Annotated in this window: 16 protein-coding genes; 8 read left to right on the forward strand and 8 right to left on the reverse strand. The window is 64.8% G+C overall.

Annotated features, from left to right (window positions below):
- The first annotated feature begins 1 nt into the window (after position 1).
- Both ACIPZ8_RS11245 and ACIPZ8_RS11250 read left to right on the forward strand, forming a co-directional pair.
- Positions 2-1,417: an efflux transporter outer membrane subunit gene (locus ACIPZ8_RS11245; RefSeq protein WP_400722709.1), complete on the forward strand. Its 1,416-nt coding sequence runs from the start codon at positions 2-4 to the stop codon at positions 1,415-1,417.
- A 55-nt stretch (positions 1,418-1,472) separates the two neighbouring features.
- A complete protein-coding gene (locus tag ACIPZ8_RS11250; protein ID WP_400722712.1) occupies positions 1,473-2,363 on the forward strand; it encodes a siderophore-interacting protein in 891 nt (296 codons plus the stop codon).
- Positions 2,364-2,403: 40 nt separating this feature from the next.
- Here ACIPZ8_RS11250 and ACIPZ8_RS11255 read toward each other — a convergent pair whose 3' ends face one another.
- From ACIPZ8_RS11255 to ACIPZ8_RS11265, 3 genes are all read right to left on the reverse strand, one after another.
- Positions 2,404-3,795, reverse strand: a complete 1,392-nt coding sequence (locus ACIPZ8_RS11255; RefSeq protein ID WP_400722715.1) for an aspartate aminotransferase family protein — start codon at positions 3,793-3,795, stop codon at positions 2,404-2,406.
- Between the two features lie 132 nt (positions 3,796-3,927).
- Entirely contained in the window at positions 3,928-5,250 is a 1,323-nt protein-coding gene (locus ACIPZ8_RS11260) for an ATP-binding protein (RefSeq protein ID WP_400722718.1), read from the reverse strand.
- Complete coding sequence (locus ACIPZ8_RS11265; RefSeq protein WP_400722721.1) at positions 5,247-5,942, reverse strand: response regulator; 696 nt, start codon at positions 5,940-5,942, stop codon at positions 5,247-5,249. Before ACIPZ8_RS11265 ends, ACIPZ8_RS11260 begins: the two co-directional genes overlap by 4 nt.
- Positions 5,943-6,243: 301 nt before the next feature.
- On the opposite strand from ACIPZ8_RS11265, the gene ACIPZ8_RS11270 reads away from it, so the two are divergent.
- Genes ACIPZ8_RS11270 through ACIPZ8_RS11280 form a run of 3 tightly spaced genes read left to right on the forward strand, consistent with a single transcriptional unit; the run spans position 6,244 to position 8,884 of the window.
- Positions 6,244-7,590 carry a DUF6861 domain-containing protein gene (locus ACIPZ8_RS11270; protein WP_400722724.1) on the forward strand — a complete coding sequence of 449 codons (1,347 nt, stop codon included), beginning with the start codon at positions 6,244-6,246 and terminating at the stop codon, positions 7,588-7,590.
- 18 nt (positions 7,591-7,608) lie between these two features.
- Entirely contained in the window at positions 7,609-8,226 is a 618-nt protein-coding gene (locus ACIPZ8_RS11275) for a GAD-like domain-containing protein (RefSeq protein WP_400722727.1), read from the forward strand.
- A 34-nt stretch (positions 8,227-8,260) separates the two neighbouring features.
- Entirely contained in the window at positions 8,261-8,884 is a 624-nt protein-coding gene (locus tag ACIPZ8_RS11280; RefSeq protein ID WP_400722729.1) for a GAD-like domain-containing protein, read from the forward strand.
- Between the two features lie 9 nt (positions 8,885-8,893).
- Here ACIPZ8_RS11280 and ACIPZ8_RS11285 read toward each other — a convergent pair whose 3' ends face one another.
- The 5 genes from ACIPZ8_RS11285 to ACIPZ8_RS11305 are packed head-to-tail and all read right to left on the reverse strand — an operon-like array spanning position 8,894 to position 15,006.
- Entirely contained in the window at positions 8,894-9,460 is a 567-nt protein-coding gene (locus ACIPZ8_RS11285; RefSeq protein ID WP_400722732.1) for an NTP transferase domain-containing protein, read from the reverse strand.
- Entirely contained in the window at positions 9,457-10,428 is a 972-nt protein-coding gene (locus ACIPZ8_RS11290) for an XdhC family protein (protein WP_400722735.1), read from the reverse strand. The genes ACIPZ8_RS11285 and ACIPZ8_RS11290 overlap by 4 nt, the downstream gene beginning before the upstream one ends.
- Positions 10,429-10,431: 3 nt before the next feature.
- Positions 10,432-11,643 (reverse strand): cytochrome c, encoded by a 1,212-nt coding sequence (locus ACIPZ8_RS11295; RefSeq protein WP_400722738.1) that lies wholly within the window; start codon positions 11,641-11,643, stop codon positions 10,432-10,434.
- A 2-nt stretch (positions 11,644-11,645) separates the two neighbouring features.
- A complete protein-coding gene (locus ACIPZ8_RS11300) occupies positions 11,646-12,182 on the reverse strand; it encodes a (2Fe-2S)-binding protein (protein ID WP_013973477.1) in 537 nt (178 codons plus the stop codon).
- Positions 12,175-15,006 (reverse strand): xanthine dehydrogenase family protein molybdopterin-binding subunit, encoded by a 2,832-nt coding sequence (locus tag ACIPZ8_RS11305; RefSeq protein WP_400722741.1) that lies wholly within the window; start codon positions 15,004-15,006, stop codon positions 12,175-12,177. Before ACIPZ8_RS11305 ends, ACIPZ8_RS11300 begins: the two co-directional genes overlap by 8 nt.
- A 282-nt stretch (positions 15,007-15,288) precedes the next feature.
- Here ACIPZ8_RS11305 and dsbD point away from each other — a divergent pair, with 282 nt between their 5' ends.
- Genes dsbD through dsbG form a run of 3 tightly spaced genes read left to right on the forward strand, consistent with a single transcriptional unit; the run spans position 15,289 to position 18,597 of the window.
- Positions 15,289-17,001 carry a protein-disulfide reductase DsbD gene (gene dsbD / locus ACIPZ8_RS11310; protein ID WP_400722743.1) on the forward strand — a complete coding sequence of 571 codons (1,713 nt, stop codon included), beginning with the start codon at positions 15,289-15,291 and terminating at the stop codon, positions 16,999-17,001.
- The gene (locus tag ACIPZ8_RS11315; protein ID WP_400722746.1) at positions 17,001-17,837 is read left to right on the forward strand and encodes a prolipoprotein diacylglyceryl transferase family protein; all 837 of its coding nucleotides are present in this window, start codon (positions 17,001-17,003) and stop codon (positions 17,835-17,837) included. The genes dsbD and ACIPZ8_RS11315 overlap by 1 nt, the downstream gene beginning before the upstream one ends.
- 1 nt (position 17,838) lies before the next feature.
- Positions 17,839-18,597, forward strand: coding sequence for a thiol:disulfide interchange protein DsbG (dsbG, locus tag ACIPZ8_RS11320; protein ID WP_400722748.1), 759 nt, complete (start codon positions 17,839-17,841; stop codon positions 18,595-18,597).
- Positions 18,598-18,613 lie beyond the last annotated feature (16 nt).

An 18,613-nucleotide genomic window follows, 5' to 3' on the forward strand; every position in this document is an offset into this window, starting at 1 on the left:
CATGACCCTGCCAAGCCGCATCAGCCTGTTGTCCCTGTGCCTGGGCCTCGCCGCCTGCAGCCTGCCGCCCGCGCCACCCAGCGGCATCACTGCACCCTTGGCCTGGCAAGGCGAAACCTTCCAGCCCTCTGCCAGCCGGCCATCGGCGCAGTGGTGGCAGGCCTTTGACAGCGCCGAGCTGGACCGCCTGGTCGAACACGCCCGGTCCAATGCCCACGACCTTGCCGCCGCCACGGCGCGCGTGCGCCAGGCCCAGGCCAGAGCGGTGATCGCCGGAGCGCCGCTGCTGCCGGAGCTCAGGTTCGAGCTCGACGGCAGCCGCCAGCGCCTGCTGCACGGCGAGGGCTATGACCAGCTCGATGTCAGCCAATACGAACGGACTAGCACGTCGTTCGGCATGCAGCTGGTCGCCAGCTACGAGATCGACTTTTGGGGTGGCCTGCGCGCTGCGCGTTCGAGCGCCCTGCACAGCCTCGACGCCAGCCACTTCGATCGCCAGACGGTCGAACTGACGCTGGTCAGCAGCGTGGCCAGCAGTTACCTGCAGGGCTTGGCCCTGGAAGAGCAACTGCGCATTGCCCGCCTCAACCTGCGTAACGCCCGCGATGTTCTGGCCCTGGTCGAGACACGTCAGCGCGCCGGCTCGGCGACGCGCCTGGAACTGGCCCAGCAGCGCAGCCTGGTGGCCGCACAGGAGCGGCAGGTGCCGCTGCTCGAACAGCAGTGGCAAGATAACCGCGTTACCTTGGCCACACTGCTGGGCGACCCGGTCCAGGCACTGCCCAGCACAGGTGAAGCGCTGGCGACCGTGAACTGGCCGCGCATTGGCAGTGGCGTACCCAGCGAACTGCTCGCCCGCCGCCCGGACATCGCCGCCGCCGAAGCACGCCTGGCCGCCGCCCACGCCAATGTGCAGGTGGCCAGGGCCGCCCTGCTGCCCAAAGTGACCCTGGGCGCCAACCTCGGCACCGGCGCAAGCACCCTCGCCGAGGTCTTCGACAGTTCCTACTACACCCTGACCGCCGGCCTGGTCGCGCCAATCTTCAACAATGGCCGGCTACGCGCGGCACAGCAGTTGGCTGAAGCCGAGCAGGACGAGCTGCTGGAAAGCTACCGCAGCAGCATCCTGGCGGGCTTTGCCGATGTCGAGAAGGCCCTCAATGCCATCCACGGCGTTGAACAGCAGCGTCACTGGCAGGACCAGGAGGTCGAACAGGCGCGCCTGGCCTTCGACCTGGCCCAACGGCGCTACGCGGCCGGCGCCGAAACCCTGCTGAGCGTGCTGGAAACCCAGCGCACGCTCTATCTCGCCCAGGACCAGCAGGCACAGTTGCGCCTGGCCCGCCTGCAGGGCAGCGTGGCGCTGTACAAGGCGCTGGGGGGTGGTTGGCAGCTAGCGAGCGCCGACAACGGTTAATTCGCCGTACCTGCAACTCGTTCATAGGGAAAGCCGCTTGCAAGAGGATTTCCCCATGACCCGCTCCGCCAGCATGCTCCAGGCCTGGCAACAAGGCCTGCGTCGCCTGATCCAGGGCCAATCGCCAGGCGCCCGGCCCTACCGCGCGTTCGACCTGGTACTCGCCCGGCGCATCAGCCTCAGCCCATCGTTCGCCCGCCTGGTGTTCACCGGCCCGGATGTCGAGTTCATGCACACCCTGGCGCCCGACCAGCGCGTCAAGCTGCTGCTCCCCGCCCCTGACGGTTCATTGCCAACCCTGCCCCACGACGTGCACTGGAAGACCGCGCACAACGCGCTGCCGCCCGAACAGCGCCCACCCATGCGCACCTACACCATCCGTGCCTTGCGCCCGGATGCCCTGGAAGTCGACGTGGACTTTGTGCTGCACGGCGTCAACGGGCCAGCTTCGGCCTGGGCAACCGATGCCCGGGAGGGCGACCGGCTGCTGATGGTGGCGCCGAACCTGGCCCATGCCGGCGACCCTGGCGGCTATGAGTGGAAGCCGCCACAAGGTACCCGCCACGTGCTGCTGATCGGCGACGAAACGGCCCTGCCCGCCATCGCCGGCATTCTCGAAGCTTTGGCAGAGCAACAACCCGAAGTGGTCGTGGAAGCCTTCATCGAGGTCCCGCAGGAGGCTGATTGCCTGCCCCTGCGCCACAGCGCCAACACGCGCCTGCACTGGCTGCCCCGGGAAGTGCTGCGCTGCGCGCATGGCCAGGCCATGCAGCATGCCGTGCGCGAACTGGCCAGCCTGCCGCTGGAAAGCGCGTTCTATGCGTGGGTGGCCGGGGAGTCGGCGACGGTGCTGGAGATTCGCCGTTACCTGACAAAACAGCGTGGGCTGCAGCGCGACAGCCTGATGACGATGGGGTATTGGCGCCTGGGTGAGAACAGCGACTGATCAGCCTGAACGAGAGGGCCGCGCCGCGGCCCTCCCGGGCTCAAATGGCGGCGGCAACCGCCTCGGCAAAGCGTTGCGCCACCTCGTCGACCTGCTGCGCGCTGATGATCAGCGGCGGCAGGAAGCGCACCACGGCGCCATGGCGACCACCCAGCTCGAGGATCAGGCCGCGCTTGAGGCATTCGCGCTGGACCTTCGGTGCCAGCAGCCGATTGGCAGGCGGGTGGCCAAGCGCATCTGGCTGACCTTGCGGATCAACCAGCTCCACCCCCAGCATCAGGCCACGGCCACGGATATCACCCAGTTGCGGATAGTCCCGTTGCAGCCGCTGCAGATGCTCACGCAAACGCAGGCCCATGGCTTCGGCATGCTCGGCCAGGCGGTGCTCGACCAGGTAGTTGATCACCGCCGAACCGGCCGCCATGGCCATCTGATTGCCGCGGAAGGTGCCGGCATGGGCGCCTGGCTTCCAGGTATCCAGCCAGTCGCGGTACACCACCACCGCCAGCGGCAGGCTGCCACCAATGGCCTTGGACAGCGTGACCACATCCGGCACGATGCCGGCATGCTCGAAAGCGAACATCCGCCCGGTACGGGCAAAGCCGCTCTGGATCTCGTCGACGATCAGCGCCACGCCAACCTGCTCGGTGATACGCCGCACACCCTTGAGCCACTCGATGTCGGCCGGGATGACACCGCCCTCTCCTTGCACCACTTCAAGGATCACCGCCGCCGGCAGCGGCACGCCGCTTTCCGGGTCAAGCAGCAGGTTTTCCAGGTAGTGCAGGTTGGCCTTGACCCCGGCTTCACCCCCCAGGCCGAACGGGCAACGGTAGTCGTAGGGGTACGGCATGAACTGCACGCCATTGCTCAGCAGCGCGCCCAGCGGCTGCTTGGGGCCGTGGCTGCCCATCAGGCTCAGCGCGCCTTGGCTCATGCCGTGGTAGGCGCCGTGAAAGGCCAGCACGGTGCTGCGCCCGGTGGCACCGCGCACCAGCTTGAGCGCCGCTTCCACCGCATCGGTGCCGGTCGGCCCGCAGAACTGCACCTTGGCCTCGCGGCGCAGGGCTTCAGGCAGGATGCCGAACAGGTCCTGGACGAAGCGGTCCTTGACCGGCGTGGTCAGGTCCAGGGTGTGCAGCGGCAGTTCATCGGCCAGCACGCGCTGGATCGCCTCGATCACCACCGGGTGGTTGTGGCCCAGGGCCAGGGTGCCTGCGCCGGCCAGGCAGTCGATGAACTGGCGGCCTTCGACGTCTTCGACGTGGATGCCACGGGCGCGCTTGAGCGCCAGCGGGATACGCCGGGGGTAGCTGCGGGCGTTGGATTCCTGTTGCTGCTGGCGTTGCAGCAGCGGCGAGTCACTGAATGCGTACAAAGGATGCGGCGCGCTGGCCGGCGGGACCTGGGCAAGGCTGGAAGCGGTGGACATGGGTGAATCCTCGCAAGCAAGCGAATGGGCAGTTATCGCTTGGAAAACGCTTGAGTGCGGGGAGGATTTAGCGGTTGTTGCGGGATTTTACTTTGCCTGTGCCGCGAAAAGGGCCGGCACAGGCAATGAAGATCAGCTGGCCGAGCGCGCCGGCACCTGCAGCAAAACCCGCAAGCCATCATGGCGACTGTCGAACCTGAGGCTGCCAGCACAGCGCTGCACGATCGCCTGAACGATCGCCAACCCCAGCCCACACCCCCCACTCTGCCCGTTGCGCCAGAAGCGCTCGGTCAGGTGCTGCAGATCGCCATCGGCAATACCCGGCCCATGGTCGCGCACCATGAACCCCACTTGCCCATCGGCCATCTGCACTTCCAGCTCCACCTCGGAATCGCCGCCATGGCGCAGGGCGTTGTCCAGCAGGTTGCGCAAGGCCGCCACTGCCAGCGGCGCAGGCATGCCCAGGTAGATCTGCGTAGCCTCCTGCGGCAGGTGCAATACGATGCGTCGATTGTCACCGCCACCCGCATCCTGCATCGCCTGGCGGGCGACCTGCTCGGCGCTGCACTGCACCCCGTCCTCGAACGACAGGCTGCCCTCGACCCGCGCCAGCATCAGCAGCTGCTCCAGGGTCCGGTGCATGCGGTCGGCGCCTTGCTCGGCATGCTCCAGGGCCTGCTCGCGCACCGCACCGTCGGTCATGCGCGCCACCTGCAGGTGGGTCTTGATCGCCGTCAGCGGACTGCGCAGTTCGTGGGCGGCATCGTCGGTCAGGCGCCGTTCGCGCTCGAGGGTCTGGGCGATGCGCAGGAACAGCTGGTTCTGGGTGTCGAGCAAGGGTTGCAGCTCGCTGGGCAAGCCGGCCACCTGCAACGGCTCGACACTGTCGGCACGCCGTCGGCGCAGGGCGTCGCGCATGCGATTGAGCGGCTCCAGGCCTTTGCCCAGGCCGATCCACAGCAGCCCGAGGCTGCCGAGCAAGGCCATCAGCACCGGCGCCGAGGCGGCCAGCAGAATGGACTGGTTCAGTGCCTCGCGCTCCATGTGCCGGTCGGCGGTGGTGATGCGCACGTCGCCATGGTTGTAGGTGAAGGTGCGCCACAACGCACCGTCGATGGTCTGATCACGGAAGCCGCTGCGCTGGTCGTCCATGGCGCCGTCATGCTTGTGGTTGCTGGCGAGGATCTCGCCGCGCAGGGAACTCACCTGGCAGGCCATGCCGTCGGGCACGCTCAACTGGTCGGCGGAAAAATGCGCGTCCTCGCCCTTGGCCGCCAACGGTTGCGGCAACTGGTCGACGAGCCCGGCGACCATGCGCGCCGAGGCCACCAGGCGCTGGTCGAGGGAGAACATCATCTGCTGGCGCAGGTCGCGCAGCATCCACGCTGCAGCCAGCGCCCAGATGATGATGAAGGCGGTGCCGAGGATCAGGCTGAGGCGTACCCGCAGGCTCATGAGGTGCTTCTCTCGGAGGTTTGCTCCGGCGCCTGTGCCGGCCCCAGGCGATAACCCAGGCCACGCACGGTCTCGACGATGCTGTTGCCGAGCTTGCGCCGCAGGTGATGGATATGCACGTTCAGCGCGTTGCTCTCGACCTCATCGCTGAAGCCATACACGCAGTCCTTGAGTTGCTCGCTGGACAGCACCCGGCCGGGGTTCTGCATCAACGCCTGGAGCAGCGCCTGCTCGCGCCGCGACAGGTCTACAGGTAGGCCGGCCAAGGTCGCTTCGCAGCTGCTCGGGTCGTAGCGCAGCGGGCCATGCTCGATCACATTCACCGCCCGCCCCGCCACCCGCCGCAACAGGGTATGCAGGCGCGCAGCCAGTTCGCGCAGGTCGAAGGGTTTGAGCAGGTAGTCGTCGGCACCGGCCTGCAGGCCATCGACCCGGTCGGTGACCGCATCGCGTGCGGTGAGCACCAGCACGGGCAGGTCCACACCCTGCTGGCGCAAACGGCGCAGCAGCTTGAGGCCATCTTCGTCGGGCAGGCCGAGGTCGAGGATCATCACATCGAACTGCGCCGCTTGCAGCAGGGCCCGGGCGCTGGCGGCATTGGCCACGCGGTCGACGGTCAGGCCCTGGGCGGTGAGGCCGGCGCAGATGCCGCTGGCGATCAGGTCGTCGTCCTCGCAGAGCAGAACGTGCATGGTGGGGCTCCCGGAGTGGTGTGGCTGGCATTGCACTATGGGGGGATTAAGGGGGGATTATGGACCTTTTTGTATTCGCCTTGATGATTTCAGCGCCTGTGAGATCGAGCGCCGCGCGGGCGGCGCTCGATCTCACAGGCAACAAATCCTTCCAGCCCTACCCATCGCAAAAACACCTCAATCCCGCCCCTTCTACCCCCACCAACAACGAAATAGACTTTTCCTACGACCGACCCAGGAACGTCCTACACCCACTCCATGATGTGATTTCCCCTGCACAAAACTGGCAGGGAGACGCCTCATGCTGCTCTGGCACATCGTGCCCACCTGGCACGATATCGAGACACGCATCACCGATGAAATGGGCTATCAAGGAGGTGCCCATTTCCGTACTTACCTCAACGAAGCAGTGCCATCACTGGCCCTCAATCTGCGCCGCGTGGACAGCGTGCGGCGCGCGTTCTACAAGGCCGAATCGGTAGCCGGCCAGCTGCTGCGCCAGCGCTTCGCCGACCTCGACATCAAAAGCATCCTCAACGACCTGCTCGGCGTCGCCGAACAGATGGCGATGATCGTCGCCGGCACCGCCCTCACCGGCGGCCTGCTCGGTGCCGGCATCGGTGCTTTCGCGGGAGGTGCCGGAGCCATTCCTGGTGGCGTCGCCGGCACCGCCATCGGCTTCAAGGTCAGCGGCTGGATCCTCGGCGTTCTCGGCATCGCTTCTCTCGCCGAGTTCTTCGTCGACGGCCTGCCGCGTATCGGCGAGTACTACCTGGATGGCATCGGCATCGCCTGGGAAGGCACACGTGGTGAAGAAGGGCTGAACGCGTTCAGCCAGGACAACCCGTTTGCCATCGACCAGGCAGCGCATTTCATCGCCACCGGGCATGTGGAAGTGGTGATGCTGCTGTTGGGCGCCATGGTGTCCTACCTCACCCGTGGGCGTGGCAATGCCGGTGTGCTTGCCCAGGAGATGGCCGCCAGCCAGAAAGGCGCGCGGATTGGGCAGTGGATGCTCAAGCACGAGGAGGCCCTGAAGAAACGGCCGGACCTGCAGGTGCCGGAGCGGCGCAAGGGGGCGGTGGGTGAGCCCCAGCCTGTGCAGCCGAACCGGCCGGCGGGGAAAGACAAGGAGCCATCCAAGGGCAAGCCCGGTAGCATGCCGCTGCATACGGTGGCGTGTTTCAAGGCGGATAAGTTGCCCGCATCGAAGCATGGCGAGTTTGAGCGGCAGTTAAAAGGACAGCAAGATGGTCTCAATCGGCTGACGGTTGATGAATTTCTGGAAAATGTGGCCAATCCGGTCAAACGTGATCCCACACTTGCTAAAAAGGCACGTAAGGACCTTTATATAAGTCTGAGAGATAGGATTCAGGAGGACTTATCCAAAACGATGGGACAGCGAGAAGCGAGAAAACTTTCGGAAATGCAAGCTAAGGAGACGATGTCAACACTCGCAGCCCTGCATAATCCTGACCTTAGTGCAGGTGGACGAGACGTTATTGCTGATTTTGGCGATAGACAGGTTAATTCAAGTATTGGTCCTCAGTGGAAAAGCAGAGTAGGAGGGCTCCGACAGGCTGCCGAAGAAATGGCCGAAATGGGAGGCAGGACCGGGCTTTTAAACGTGAAATTACACAAATGCTAACAGACTGGAGGTCATCAAATGGATGAAGCGTTTTCTGTTTTTATTGAACAGGTCGGTGAGCCTACGTACAGGCAGGAGGTACCCACATCAACCATAGAGCATTACAAGGGGAAACTACCGGATAAACTTCTGCAGTATTGGATGGAGCATGGATGGTGTGGATACGGCGATGGAATGTTTTGGACCGTAAACCCTCAAGAGTACGAGGGCGTAGTCGCCTCTATGCTCGAGAGTGCAAGTCTGGAAACGTACGACAAATTCCATCTCATCGCCCGCGGAGCCTTTGGTGACCTTTATTTATTTGGTGAAAAAACCGGATTCTCACTGAAAATCGCACCACATATAGGCAAATACGTTGGCAGGAAACGTGAAGTCACGCCAGCCGACATGGATAGGCTAGTGCAGAGCTTCTTCGCCTGCAGAGATTTGGATTCAAATGATTTTGATGACATGTTTGAACCTGCTAAAAAGAGCCTCGGCATACTTGGCCCGGACGAGATGTACGGTTTTGTTCCGGCCTTGGTGTTCGGCGGTCCCGCTCGACTCGATAATCTTGAAAAGCTGAAAGCAATTGAGCACTTGGTACTGCTGTCTCAGCTTTGCACAATCGAACCCTATAGCTTTTCCGACTTTTGAAGCCCTTACCCGACAGCAATAAAAGGATCTAAAAATGAACGTACTCTTCTCCATCTTCCTCGAAACCTTCAACGACCCCATCGGCCACCAGCCCGTCCCGCCTGCCTCCCTGAACCACTACCAAGGCAAACTCCCCAACCAACTCCTGACCTACTGGAAAGACCACGGCTGGTGCGGCTACGGTGGCGGTCTGTTCTGGATGGTCAACCCGCAGGAATACGAAGACGTCGTGGCGTACTGGCTGGCAGGCACTGACTTCGAATCCCGCGACACCTACCACCTCATCGCCCGCAGCGCTTTCGGCGAGTTGTACCTCTGGGGTGAAGAAACCGGCTCAGTTCTGACCATTACTGCCTACGCGTCCCAATACCTCGATGGCGCCTACAGCACGACCGACGAAGAGCGAGACGCGAAGATCCAGGGGCTGCTCATGTGGGTCATGACTGAAGGAATCGACCTGGGCCTGTTCGAATCAGCCAGGGAAACCCTGGGGACGTTGGCGCCAGACGAAATGTATGGCTTCGTCCCGGCGTTGATGCTGGGTGGGTCTGCCAGCCTGGCCAATCTCCAGCGGCTCAAGGCCGACGTGCACCTGATTCTGCTTTCCCAGCTTGGCGAACTGCAACCTTGTGCATTCGATGATGAAGAAGATGAGTAGAACCGACGCTCATTGGCGCAGTGCATCGGGCGTATCGACATCCCGCAGCACGCCGGCATCCTTGACTGCCAGCCTGACGCAACGGTCCGGATGGGCCCTCACGACCGAACGCGCCCCTTCATCGCCCGTCAATCGTGCAAGTGCAGGCCAGAAATCACGCCCAAACACTACCGGATGGCCCTGCTGCCCGGCATGACAAGGCAGAACAATCGTCGACCCACCGGCCTCGCGTGCAAGCAAGCCCAGGGTCGCGGGCTCCACCCAGGGCATGTCACCCAACAGGATCGCCACCGCCTGCGCCTCGCTGTCGACCAGCGAAGCGGCGCCAGCTGCCAGACTATGGCCTAAGCCCTGCGTGAAATCGGCACTGCCGATGATCCGGCACGCCGATGGCAACCCCAGCTCCTCTCCCCGCTCGCCGTCACGCAACACTACCCGCACGTCATCGAACACCGTACAGGCACGTTCGACACTGTGCACCAGCAAGCTGCGACCATCCGCCATCAGCGCGCGGCGCTTGTCAGCACCGAAACGCACGCTGCTGCCCGCTGCCAACACCAACGCCACCACACTCACAGCGCCGCCCGCCCGATGCCGTTGCGCAGGCGCAGGATATCGGCGAGCACCGCCAGGGCGATCTCGGCCGGGGTCTTGCTGCCCAGGTTGAGGCCGATCGGCGCGTGGATCCGCGCCAGCTCGTCGTCGCCCAGGCCGCCGATGCGCTGCAAGCGTTCGCGGCGCTTGTCGGAGGTGGCCTTCGAGCCCATCACGCCGATGTAGAACGCTTCGGTACGCACCGCTTCAAGCATGGCCAGGTCATCGATTTTCGGATCATGGGTCAATGCAACCACCGCCGTGTCGGCATGGCAACCGCCATTGGCGATGAACTCCGACGGCAGCTCACGGCGCACCTCGACGCCGTCCAGCACCACGCCCTCGAGCACCTCGTCACGCGGGTCGCAGAGGATGACTTCAAAGCCCATTCCCTTACCGAACTCGGCACAGAAATGCGCGACGCTGGAGTAACCAGCCAACAAGAGGCGTTGGGCAGCACCGACACGCAAGCGCACGCGGCCGCTTTCGCGTTCCACACGCGGCCCCTGGCTGTGGTCGTCGACAACAATGCGCTCACCTTGCGGCAGGCTCACCTCGCGCAACAACCGTCGCTGGCCGCGAAGCGCGCCTTGCAGCTCACGCAGGTGGGCCTGCACGTCACAGTCGGCCGGCAGGTTTTCCACCAGCACTTCGAGCACGCCGCCGCAAGGCAGGCGAATGCTCGAACGCGGGTCGCTGCCATCGCCATAGCGCACGATGGCAATTGGCTCGGGGAATTCGCCCCGTGCCACGCGTTCGAGGAAGTCATCTTCGACACAACCGCCCGACAGCGACCCCAGCCACTGGCCGCTGGCATTGACCGCCAGCAGCGAGCCCGGCGCACGCGGCGCCGAGCCGTAGGTGGCGAGCACCGTGCACAACCACACCCGCTGGCCATTGCACGACCACTGCAGCGCCTGGCTGATCACCTGGAGATCGAGATGCTGCACGGTTTACTCCGCCTTCAGCTCGGCGAGCTGCTGGACGCTCAGGTCACCGGGCAATCCCCCCCAGGCCTGGCGCAGGTAGTTGACCATGTCCGTCACTTGCTGGTCGTCGAGCTTGTCGGCGAAGCCCGGCATCGGCTGCATGCGCTCAAAGCCGGTGAACTGCTGCTCACGGATACCGTCGCGGATGGCCTTGACCAGGTTGCGCGAGTCGCCCTGGCGCAGCACCGTGTTGCCGCGCATGGCCACAGCAATGTGTGGCTTGCCCTCGCCGTCGACACCATGGCAGCCGGCGCAGACGTTGAGGTACTGCTGCTGGCCGCGCTTGGCACTGTCGCTCATCTGCTCCAGGGCCACGGCCTGGATCGCCTTGGCCGGCGGCGGCTGGTCGCCGAGCAGGTAGGTGGCCATGGCCGCCAGGTCAGCGTCTTCCAGGTGCTGGGTACTGTGGTGCACCACCGGGAACATCTCGTTGAACATGCTGCCCTGGGCACTGATGCCGTGCTTGAGGAAGGTGGTCAGGTCCGGCTGGGTCCAGCCACGGTCGGCCAGGTCCTGGGCCAGCAGGCTCGGCGCCAGGTAGCCACCGAGCAGGCCGCCACTGAAGCGCTGGTCCTGTTGCAGCGCACCGATCGCGTTGCGTGGCGTGTGGCATTCACCGCAATGCCCCATCACCTCAACCATGTACTGCCCGCGTTGCCAGGCCGGGCTTTTGCCTTCGGTCGGCTGCAGTTGCACGCTCTTGCCATAGAGCATGTTCCAGCCGGTCAGCCCCAGGCGCACGTTGAACGGGAAGCTCAACGCCGTCTGCGGCGCCGGGCGGTTGATCGGCGGCACGGTCATCAGGTAGGCGAGAATCGCATCGGAGTCCTCGCGCTTGATCAGGTGGTACGAGGTGTACGGCATCGCCGGGTAGAGGTTGGCGCCATCCTTGCGCTTGCCTTCGGTGACTGCGGCGAAGAATTCGTCGGCCGTATAGTTGCCGATACCGTACTGCTTGTCCGGGGTGATGTTGCTGCCGTAGATGGTGCCGAACGGCGAATGGATCGGCAGGCCACCGGCGAACGGGGCGCCGCCTTCGGCCGTGTGGCAGGCCATGCAGTCGGCCGCACGGGCCAGGTATTCACCCCGCTTGACCTGCACCTCATCGGCCGCCTGGGCAAGTGAAACGACGGCAAGGCCCAAGGCCAGCGCGAGCGTGCTACGAACGAAGCCCATGCTCAACCCTCCTTGACCAGGCCGAGGTCATTGAGCACCGTGCGGGTGGCGTCGTAGTAACGCACGTACCCGGTGCAGCGGCAGATGTGGTGGCCGAGGCTGGCTTCGATGCGGTCTTCCACTTCGCTCTTCTTCAGCGGCTGGCGCTGGGCGGTTTCCACCAGCACCGTGGCGGCATTGACGAAGCCCGGCGCGCAATAGCTGCACTGGAAGGCGAACAGGTCGACGAACTTCTGCTGGATCGGGTTCAGCGTCAGGTTGCCGGCCTCGTCCTGCTTGGCATGGCCTTCGATGGTGCGGACCTTCTTGCCCTCGAAGTAATGCGCGCCGGTGATGCAGGTGCGCACTTCCTCGCTGGTGCCGTCGGGGTTGTCGACGATCACCACGCAGGCATGGCAGATGCCCTGGCCGCAGCCCAGGCGGGAACCTGTGAGGTTCTGGTGTTCGTGCAGGTAGTCGATCATCGCCAGGTCATCAGGGACCTCGACCGGGCCGACCGGTTGACCGTTGAGGGTCAGTTGCAGTGGACGGTTAGCCATTGAGGGCCTCCTTGATACGGGCTGGGGTGATGGGGAGATCGCGCACGCGCTTGCCAATGGCATGCGCCACGGCGTTGCCGATGGCACCGACGACCGGGATCATCACCACTTCGGCGATGCCCTTGGACGGGTCGGTCGGTGACAGCGGCGGGAGGATTTCGCTGGTCTGCTTCCACACCGCCACATCCCGCGCATGGGGCAGGCGGTAGCGGTTGAAGTTCCAGTCGCCCTCCCCCGGCCCACCCTCGTACAACGGCATTTCTTCGGTCAGTGCATGGCCGATCCCCATGGCGATACCGCCTTCGAGCTGGCCCTTGACCAGTTCCGGCACCAGCACACGGCCGCACTCGACCCAGCTGTGGTGGTTGAGCACCTGAACCTCGTGGGTACCCTTGTTGACCTTGACCTCGACAATGGTTGCCACCGGGCTGTAGTAGGTGACCATGGCGTTGTTCAGCTGGGTATCCGGGTAGGCGGCGTTCTGCCGGTCGAGCAGGTGGTAGCCGTGGCTGCTCATCTGCGCTTTCTTGGCACTCACCGCGCCGTCGCCGTACTTCACCGCCACGGCATCGAGCGGGAAGCGCTCGCGCACGCCGTCGATGACGAAGTCGGCCTCGGCCCAGCTCCAGCGGTTGAAACCGTGCACGCTGACGCCAGTGACCAGCCCCATCTCATGGGCCTTCTGTGCCAGCTGAGCGAACGGGATCGGCGACAGGCCATTGCCTGTGAGCTCGCCGTTGACCCACACCGCGTTCTCGCGGCGCACCACCAGCGGGTTGGCCTGGCCGCCGTACGGGCCCTGGCTCCAGATGGCCATGGCCGCTGGCCACAGGCCGTGGTTGAACAGCACGCGGGCCGCTTCACGGGTGGCGTGGCTGAAGTAGAACGCCGAGTTGGTTGCTGACGACGGCGAGGCCAGCTTGCCGACCCAGCGCGGGTTGCGCAGTGCGGCGTCCTGTTCGGGCTGGCTGATCAGGTATGGGTTGCCGCTGGTGGTCAGCTGCAATTCCGGCCATTCGGTGACCGCAGTCTTCACCTCGTCGGCCGAGCGGCCGAGGAAATCACTGACCACCAGCGCCTGGGAAGTGGACATGCCAGTGCCCAGCTCGGTGCCGATGTGGCGCAGGCTGATGCGGCCATCAGCGGTGAACTCGACGCTGGCCATCGGCGCCTCGGAGCCGGTGCCGAAGTCCTTCTGGCAGATGGCGAAGCCAACGCCGTACCAGTGGTCCGGGTCCTTGGCGTCCATCTGCTGCTTGCGGGCGTCGCGATTGCGCCACCAATCGTGCACAGCGGCCTTGTCGAGGATCTCGTACAAACGCAGGGCGCCGGCCGGGACCGCACCCTGGGTGTTCTTCATACCCGACTTCAGTGCGTTGGCACGGCGCAGGTCGATGGCATCGACGCCCAGGCGACCGGCAATTTCATCCACCATCATCTCGGTGGCGGCCATGCTCTGCAACGTGCCATAACCGCGCATGGAGCCAGCCTCGACACCGCGGGAGAAGTAGGCAGTCACCGACAGGTCGTTCTGTGGCATGTAGTAGATCGACTGCGCCGCCGTGGCGCCCACCGCGGCCACCGACGGGCTGTAGTTGATGCGCCCGCCGCCGTCGCAGCTCATGTCGGCGCGGAAGATCTTGAAGCGGTTGTCCTTCTTGTCCACGGCCAGCTGGTAGCGGATGTCGAAGGCATGGCGCTTGATGCCGCTCTGGAACTGCTCGTAGCGGTCGTTGGCCAGGCGGATCGGCACGCCGGCGCCATACAGTGCGGCCACGGCGGCGTAGAAGACGAAGATGTTGTTGTCTTTGGAGCCGTAGCCCACGGTGTAGCCCGGGTGCATGTTCAGCGTGTTCAGGGCGAAGCGCGACGGCTTGATCATGTGCACGCATTCCTGCGCCACTTCGAACGGGCACTGGGTCGCGACCACGAAATGCAGCGTGCCGGTGGCCGGGTCGTACCAGCCGTTGCCGTTGTCCGGTTCCAGTGCGGCGGGCTCGATCGACGGCGTCTTGTAGCGCTCGTCGAACACCAGCCAGTCTTCAGGCGGGTTGTCCAGCTGCTCACCCATGCGCTTGGCGTAGAACAGGCCCTGCTCGGTCAGGTCGCCGTGCTGGTTGGGCTGCTTCGACCACACCGGTTTGCGGTTGAGGATGGTCGGGAACAGCATGGAATTCTTCAGGCTGGAGAATTCATCGTCGTCGAACGGCGTGGCGCCGCCCACACGCACGAAGCGGAAGCTGCCATAGGGGTCACGCTGGTACAGCGGGGCCTGGGCGCCGTATTGAATCGCCTTGTCGTTGAACTGCAGCTTGCGCTTGGCCTGACGGAAGCGCTCGAAGTCATGCCAGATCAGGATCGCCACCGGATGGCCGATGAACATCGGCACCTGGCCGGGCGGCAGCAACGGGTCGGGCGAATGGGCCTCGGGCCAGGCGATGCCATCCTTCGCCAGGTCGGCGGCGGTTACCACACGGTCCGGCTGCAGGTCGGCGCCGAGCAGGCTGAGGTCATGACCGGTGTAGATGCGGTCGACCTTGGTTGCCTTGAGCAACAGCGCGTGGCCTTGCTGGGCCGGCCAGCCAGGCATGTCCTTGGCGCGGATGTCGCGGGCGAAGACCTTGTTGCCACAGACCTTGGACAGCGCGTCGTTGCGAAAACGCGCCTTGCCATCATGGTTCATCCACTTTTGCGGCGAGGTGGTGACGCGCTCTTCCATCAGGGCGGCGAATGCCTGGCTGCCGAGTGGCGCCATGGTCACGCCGACACCAGCGATCAGGCCGCCTTGCAGGAAGGCGCGCCGGGAAATATCACGGTTGGACATGCTTGATCCTCTGGGCAGAAGAATTTCTGCCCATCTTTTCTTGATTCTTGTGCGGGGGACTCGGACGGGTGAGAACCTTATCACGCGGGCCAGAAAAAACTGACTTGTGCGTCAACTTTACAACAGGAGGATGGGCATAAGCAAAGTCAAGCCGACAATATGTCGCGGCGTGTTGAAGAGCGACATGCGGCACCGTAGCAGCAGCTTCGGCAGGAACGGTTAACCTTGGGTTAATCAATCCCAGCCAGCATGGCCATCATTCCGTACAGCCAAGGCGAAGACATGCGCATCCTCCTGCTCTTCCTGACGTTCCTCCTGGCTGGCCCGTTGCAGGCCAACCCGTTCGACGCCAAACCCGACTTCCTGCCGGTCAACCAGGCGTTCGTGCTGTCCCACGACCGCCAGGCCGACGGCCAGATGCGCCTGTACTTCCAGATCAAGCAGGGTTACTACCTGTACCAGAAGCGCCTGAAATTCGACGGCCTGACTGCCGAGCAACAGCCGCAACTGCCGCCGGCCCTGAACCACCACGACGAATTCTTCGGTGACAGCGCGGTGTACCGCGACCAACTCGAACTGCTGGTCCCGGCCAATGCCCAGGGCCAGTTGCGCCTGGGCTGGCAGGGCTGTGCCGATGCCGGCCTGTGCTACCCGCCGCAGACCACCGCCATCGACCTGGGCGGCAGCCTGACGCCGACCAGCGAGCAAGCCAGCGACCAGGCACTGGCCAGCGGCCTGCAAAGCACCAGCCTGGCCTGGAGCCTGCTGGCTTTCTTCGGCCTTGGCCTGCTGCTGGCCTTCACCCCCTGCTCGCTGCCGATGCTGCCGATTCTCGCCGGCCTGGTCCTGGGTAACGGTGCCAGCGCCCGGCGTGGCTGGCTGCTGGCCGGGGTGTATGTGCTGAGCATGGCGCTGGTGTATGCAGCCCTGGGAGTGGTTGCGGCATTGCTGGGCGCCAGCCTGCAGGCGTGGCTGCAGCAACCTTGGCTGCTGGGCAGCCTGGCCGGCTTGTTCATCCTCCTCGCCCTGCCCATGTTCGGCGCCTTCGAGCTGCAATTGCCGGCCGCCTTGCGCGATCGCCTCGACCGCGCCGGGCAAGGCACCCGCGGCGGCAACCTGTACGGCGCGGCGCTGCTGGGCGCCCTGTCCGGCCTGCTGCTCGGCCCCTGCATGACCGCGCCACTGGCCGGTGCGCTGCTGTACATCGCGCAAAGCGGCGATGTGCTGCAAGGCGCGCTGGTGCTGTTCAGCCTTGGCCTCGGCATGGGCGTACCGCTGCTGTTGCTGGTGACCTTGGGCAACCGCTACCTGCCGCGCCCGGGGGCATGGATGAATCGGGTCAAGGGCGTGTTCGGCTTCGTGTTCCTGGCCATGGCCCTGTACACCGTGCGCAGCCTGCTCGCCGCCCCCGTGTTGCTGGCCCTGAGCGGCGCCTGGCTGATTGCCCTGGGCTGGGCCATGTGGCCGGCCCTGCAGCGCTTGCCGGCTCTGCGTGCCGTACCGCTGCTGAGCGCCTTGTGGGGTGGTTTGCTGCTGGTCGGCGCTGCCGCAGGTGGCGACGACCTGTGGCAACCTTTGCGGCCGTTCGCCGGCGGCAGCACAGCCGCCACCGTGCAAAAGGCCGACGAGCACTTCGTCACGGTCAGCAGCCCTGAGGCCCTGCAACGCGAGCTGGACGCCGCAAAGGCCCGCGGCCAGTGGGTCATGGTCGACTACTATGCCGACTGGTGCGTGTCGTGCAAGGTCATGGAAAAGCAGGTGTTCAGCCGCCCTGACGTGCAAGCCAGCCTGGCCGGCGTGCACCTGCTGCGCCTGGACGTAACTGCCGACTCTGCCGCCAGTCGTGCCCTGCTGCAACACTACCGGGTACCTGGCCCGCCCAGCATCATCTGGCTCGGCCCGGAAGGCGAAGAGCGCCGCGCCCGGCGCATCACCGGTGAGGTCGATGCCGCCGCGTTCCTGCAACACTGGACCCAGACCCGGAGCCAAGGCTGATGCTGACGGTAACCCTCGGGCCATTGACCATGGCCCTCAACCACCTGCTGATGCTCGCGGCCCTCGGCGTCACCTGCCTGGTTGGCTGGTGGGTTGCCCGACGGGGTGGCGAAAGCCCGGAGTCGGCGCTGTTCAACCTGTTCCTGGTCGGCCTGCTGTGTGCCCGCCTGGGTTTCGTGCTGGCCTACTGGCCGATGTACCGCGACGACCTGGTGCAAGTCATCGACATCCGTGACGGCGGCTTCCTGCTCTGGTCGGGCCTGGTCGGCATCGTCATCGCGACGCTCTGGCAGGGCTGGCGCCAGCCTGGGCTGCGGCGCCCGCTGGGCTGGGCGCTGTTCAGCGGTGCTCTGTTCTGGGGCTTGACCAGCCTTGGCAGCCACCTGTACAGCAAGGGCACCGCACTGCCCGAACTGAGCCTGCGCAATGCCACTGGCCAGTCCGTGGCCCTGCACAGCTACCGTGGCAAACCGCTGGTGATCAATATCTGGGCCACCTGGTGCCCGCCATGCCGCCGGGAAATGCCGGTGCTGCAGCAAGCCCAGGGCGAATACCCCCATGTGACCTTCCTCTTCGTCAACCAGGGCGAGACGCCGGAGAACGTCACGACCTTCCTCGCTACTACCGGGCTGAGCCTGACCCATGTGCTGTTCGACGGCACCGGCGTGCTGGCCCAGCGGGTCGGCTCGATGGCGCTGCCCACCACCCTGTTCTACGACGCCGACGGCCGCCTGATCGGCAGCCACCTCGGTGAGCTGTCGCGGGCCAGCCTGCGCCATGCCTTGGAACCTTTCGAGCGGGCCAAGGCGCCCGCCCCTGCCGCACAAGGAAACTGACATGCGATTGACTGCCCTGCTGCCCCTGTCCCTGGCCTTGCTGGCCGCCCCACTGGTGCAGGCCGAAGACCTGCCCAAGGCAATCCAGCAACTGCAAGCCAAAGGCGCCGAGATCAAGGGCAGCTTCGATGCGCCCAACGGCCTGCGCGGCTATGCCGCCGAGTACCAGAACAATGCCCTGGCGCTGTACCTCACCCCCGACGGCAAGCACGTGCTGGTCGGCAGCCTGTTCGACGAGCAGGGCAAGGACCTCAGCGCCGAGCCGCTGCAGAAGCTGGTGTACGCGCCGATGAGCAAGGCCATCTGGGCGAAGATGGAGAAAACCGCCTGGATCGCCGACGGCAAGGACAGTGCGCCGCGCAAGGTGTACCTGTTCAGCGACCCCAACTGCCCGTACTGCAACATGTTCTGGGAACAGGCGCGGCCTTGGGTGGACTCGGGCAAGGTGCAATTGCGCCATATCATGGTCGGTATCATCCGTGAGGACAGCCCGGGCAAGTCGGCAGCACTGCTGGCCGCCAAGGACCCGGCCAAGGCACTGCATGAGCACGAGAAAGCGGGCAAGGCGAGTACCTTGAAGCCGCTGGACAAAGTGCCGGATGCCGTGCAGCAGAAGCTCGCGGCGAACATGGCGCTGATGGAGGAGATGGGGTTGCAGGCGACGCCGGCGATCTTCTATCAGGATGAGCAGGGCAACCTTAAGAGCCAGCAAGGTGCACCGCGGCCCGAATTGCTCGGGAAGATTCTCGGCAAGCGCTGAAAACTCGATCGCCTGC

The organism is Pseudomonas sp. NPDC089422 (assembly GCF_044749405.1).
GTDB lineage: Bacteria > Pseudomonadota > Gammaproteobacteria > Pseudomonadales > Pseudomonadaceae > Aquipseudomonas.